Origin of the sequence: Mycobacterium interjectum, assembly GCF_900078675.2 — a bacterium.
Classification (GTDB): Bacteria; Actinomycetota; Actinomycetes; order Mycobacteriales; family Mycobacteriaceae; genus Mycobacterium; species Mycobacterium interjectum.
Genome location: NZ_LT546236.1, coordinates 844,703 through 848,920, shown reverse-complemented (window position 1 = coordinate 848,920; position 4,218 = coordinate 844,703). Strand labels below are relative to the sequence as shown.

Here is a 4,218-nt window from a genome sequence, read left to right as displayed (position 1 = left end):
GGGTGCCTCCCTGTACTGCCGATGGCACGGGCTGGCCCTCGACGGCGAGACGTGCGAATTGCGTTGGCAGCCTTCCCCCAGCCACGACGACGGCGTGCTGGCGTGGGTGCGCCTCGACTCCGTGGGCGGCGAAGCCCCGCTGGACGAGCCGATCATTGCGCCGAGGCCGGCGGGTGACACCCTGGCGGCGGTCACCAGCCTGGTCGGTCGGTGCGAACCGGCCGACATCGTCGCCAACCGGCTCGATCCCTGGCACGGCGCGTGGTTTCACCCTTACTCGTTCACCCGGCTCGACGTGCTCACCACCCCCACCGAAGAGGACGACCGGTTTTTGGTCTCGGTCACGTTCCGGATGGGCCGCTTCGGCGTGCCCGTCATCGCCGAATTCACCACCCCCGAGGCACGCACCGTCGTGATGCGCATCATCGAGGGCGAGGGAATTGGCAGCATCGTCGAAACCCACGCGACCCCAATGGGTTCAGGGCCCGACGGCCGACCGCGCGTTGCCGTCATCGAAGCCACCGTCGCAACGTCGCAACGCCCGGGTTTCATCGCCGCCCGCCGCGCGGGCCCGCTGATCACACCGCTGATGCGCTACGCCGCCACCCGGTTGTGGCGTGACGATCTGGCCTACGCGGAGCGCCGTTACCGCCGACGCACGGGTGACTAACATGGACGTGCCCCAGCACGTGCCAGCACCGGAAGCCCGAACCAGCGATGAAGAAGGCGCATTTCGCCGTCGTGATCCTCAGCGTGGGTGCGCACTTTGCCTACCTCATCTACCTGCCCAGCGGCGGCTTCCTGGCGCTGCGCTGGCCGCGCACCATCTGGCTGCACCTGGCGAGCGTGTGCTGGGGCGTGGTGGTCGTGACGCTGCCGGTGCCGTGTCCGCTGACTTCCCTGGAAGATTGGGCGCGCGCGCGAGCCGGCATGAAGCCACTGCCTTCGACCGGGTTCGTCGACCGTTACATCGAAGGTGTCCTCTACCCGCCGGGCCGAACCGGTGCCGCGCAGGCCCTGGCCTTCGTCGCGGCCGCCGTCTCGTGGATCGCCCTGGCCAGAAGGCGCGACTCACGCCTGCCGCTGATCCGGACGCGCGGCAGGTTGCGCTAGGTGCCGGCTAAGCGCACGGATACGCTGGTGGGTCTTATGAAGGATGCGGGTAGGTGAGCAGGCGCCGCGCACAGGATCCACCGCCCGGCCGGGCTGAGCTGGAGAGGCAGTTGTCGGCCGACATGCGGGCGATCACCGCGCAATCGGATCGCATCGGCCGCCACTTCGCGCGGACGAACGAGGTCGGCAGCAGCGATTTCCACGCTCTCCTGCACATCATGGTCAGCGAAACGGCGGGAAAGCCATTGACGCTGGCCCAACTGCGGCAGCGCATGGACGTATCGCCCGCGGCGATCACCTATCTCGTCGATCGGATGATCGAAGCGGGCCACATTCGGCGCGAACCCGATCCCGAGGACCGGCGGAAGTGGCTGCTGCGTTACGAGGAAAGCGGGATGACGCTGGCGCACGCCTTCTTCAGGCCGCTCGGTATTCATCTCAGCAAGGCCATGGCGGATTTGAGCGACAAGGACCTCCTTGCCGCTNCTCGGCGACGATTCCTGGCGGACCCGGATCCGGCTGCTGCGCACCGCGCCGCCGTTCGTGGTGCAGCGCCTTTGGCTCGACCGGCCGGTCGGCGCCGACCGGCCTGCCTTCCTCGGCACCGCCGGTCACGAGCCGGTCGACAACATCAGCGTGCTCGAGCGCTACGAACGCGACGCCGCCGCGTGGACACGCCGGCACGGTGGATCCGTCGTCGAATTGCACTCGTATGCGGCCGGCGCCGAATCGCCCGGCGAGGCCGCGATCGGGCGCCTGCACGAGCTGTATCCCGAAACCGCGCCGGCGCGTGTGGTTTACGAACGCGAACTGCGCCGCAGCGATTGCCCGCTGTTCGCCCCCGGAACGTACCTGCACCGCCCTACCGTTGGCACGCCGCACCCCGGGCTGGTGCTGGCCGGCGACGGGATCCGCGTCGACCTGCCGGTGGCGCTGATGGAACGGGCGGCCACCACCGGATGGGCGGCCGCCAACCGGCTGCTGGAGTCGTGGGGTCTGACCGGCCACGAACTGTGCACCGTTCCCACTCGCGGGCGGTCGCCCCTGCTGCGGTCGCTTGCCGAGCGCCAGGGGCGGCGGCGATGAGCTTCGTCGACCGCTTGCGTCGCCGGTCGAAAGACTGGCCCGTCGGCGTGATCCCGCGCGCCTCNCTCTCGTCGCGGCCCCGCGCCGTGGTCGTCGGCGCCGGAATCGCCGGTCTGACGGCGGCCACCGCGCTCGCCGAACGTGGCGTCGCCGTGGACCTGGTGGAACGCGAGGATTACCTCGGCGGCCGGGTGGGCGGCTGGACCGAACACCACGACGGCGCCGATCTCCCGATGAACCGCGGGTTCCACGCCTTCTTCCGCCAGTACTACAACCTGCGCGCCCTGCTGCGCCGGGTCGACCCGCAGCTGCGCCTGCTCACCGCCGTCGAGGATTACCCCCTGATCGACGGCGCCGGCCGCCGCGACAGCTTCCGCGGCTTGCCCCGCACCCCGCCGTTCAACGCCTTGGCATTCGCGTTGCGCAGTCCGACGTTTCGGCTCGGCGACCTGGCGCGCATCAACGCCCGGGCCGCCGCGCCGCTGGCGGCGGTGTCGGTGCCCGACATCTATCGACGGCTCGACCACGTCGACGCCGAGACCTTCTTGAAGAGCATCAATTTTCCCGAGTCCGCGCGCCATCTCGCGTTCGAGGTGTTCTCCCGCAGCTTCTTCGCCGAACCGGCGCAATTGTCCGCCGCAGAGTTGGCGACCATGTTTCACATCTACTTCCTGGGCTCCAGCGAAGGCCTGATCTTCGACGTCGCCACTGCGAACTTCGATGTCGCACTGTGGAATCCGTTGGGCGACTACCTGCAGGACCGGGGTGTTCGGGTGCACCTCGGCGCGCGGGTGTCCCGCATCGACCCCGGCGCACCGAAAACCCTTCGCGTCCAGACCGATTCGGGTGAGCATTTCGACGCGGACGCGGTCGTGCTGGCGCTCGACGTCGGCGGCCTGCAGCGGGTGGCGGCCGCGTCGCCCGGCCTCGGCGACGATTCCTGGCGGACCCGGATCCGGCTGCTGCGCACCGCGCCGCCGTTCGTGGTGCAGCGCCTTTGGCTCGACCGGCCGGTCGGCGCCGACCGGCCTGCCTTCCTCGGCACCGCCGGTCACGAGCCGGTCGACAACATCAGCGTGCTCGAGCGCTACGAACGCGACGCCGCCGCGTGGACACGCCGGCACGGTGGATCCGTCGTCGAATTGCACTCGTATGCGGCCGGCGCCGAATCGCCCGGCGAGGCCGCGATCGGGCGCCTGCACGAGCTGTATCCCGAAACCGCGCCGGCGCGTGTGGTTTACGAACGCGAACTGCGCCGCAGCGATTGCCCGCTGTTCGCCCCCGGAACGTACCTGCACCGCCCTACCGTTGGCACGCCGCACCCCGGGCTGGTGCTGGCCGGCGACGGGATCCGCGTCGACCTGCCGGTGGCGCTGATGGAACGGGCGGCCACCACCGGATGGGCGGCCGCCAACCGGCTGCTGGAGTCGTGGGGTCTGACCGGCCACGAACTGTGCACCGTTCCCACTCGCGGGCGGTCGCCCCTGCTGCGGTCGCTTGCCGAGCGCCAGGGGCGGCGGCGATGAGCTTCGTCGACCGCTTGCGTCGCCGGTCGAAAGACTGGCCCGTCGGCGTGATCCCGCGCGCCTCCTGGACACGGCAGCGCCCGACCTATCGCGACGCGCAACCGGGGATCATCAACGCCGCGTTGGAACGGGCCCAGCGGCGTCCGACCGGAAACTGGTATGTGTTCGCCGCGAGCCGCGACGTGCGCGCCGGTCGCCCCCACGGCGCGCGCGTCGCCGGCATCGACCTGGTCGCCTGGCGCGACAAGCGCCGCCGGCTGCGGGTCGGTCCGGCAAGCTGTCCGCACCTGGGCGCTGACCTCGCGACGGGGCTGGTGCGCGGTGGCGTCCTGTACTGCCGATGGCACGGGCTGGCCCTCGACGGCGAGACGTGCGAATTGCGTTGGCAGCCTTTCCCCAGCCACGACGACGGCGTGCTGGCGTGGGTGCGCCTCGACTCCGTGGGCGGCGAAGCCCCGCTGGACGAGCCGATCATTGCGCCGAGGCCGGCGGG

4 protein-coding genes and 2 pseudogenes are annotated in these 4,218 nt (G+C 70.5%); all 6 read left to right on the top strand.

Annotated elements, in window-relative coordinates; translation table 11 throughout:
• Positions 1-670, top strand: a 670-nt coding sequence (locus BN4348_RS34150; protein ID WP_066909217.1) for a DUF5914 domain-containing protein, incomplete at its 5' end; no start/stop codon positions are given.
• 47 nt (positions 671-717) lie between these two features.
• Positions 718-1,113, top strand: a complete 396-nt coding sequence (locus BN4348_RS34145; RefSeq protein WP_066909214.1) for a DUF2784 domain-containing protein — start codon at positions 718-720, stop codon at positions 1,111-1,113.
• Between the two features lie 122 nt (positions 1,114-1,235).
• Positions 1,236-1,620, top strand: a pseudogene (locus BN4348_RS34140) (MarR family winged helix-turn-helix transcriptional regulator); the annotation flags it as partial.
• A pseudogene (locus BN4348_RS34135) lies at positions 1,600-2,199 on the top strand (FAD-dependent oxidoreductase); the annotation flags it as partial. The pseudogenes BN4348_RS34140 and BN4348_RS34135, both read left to right, overlap by 21 nt.
• Positions 2,196-3,725, top strand: a complete 1,530-nt coding sequence (locus BN4348_RS34130; RefSeq protein ID WP_066909208.1) for an FAD-dependent oxidoreductase — start codon at positions 2,196-2,198, stop codon at positions 3,723-3,725. The pseudogene BN4348_RS34135 and the gene BN4348_RS34130, both read left to right, overlap by 4 nt.
• Positions 3,722-4,218, top strand: a 497-nt coding sequence (locus BN4348_RS34125; protein ID WP_142308639.1) for a Rieske (2Fe-2S) protein, incomplete at its 3' end; no start/stop codon positions are given. The genes BN4348_RS34130 and BN4348_RS34125, both read left to right, overlap by 4 nt.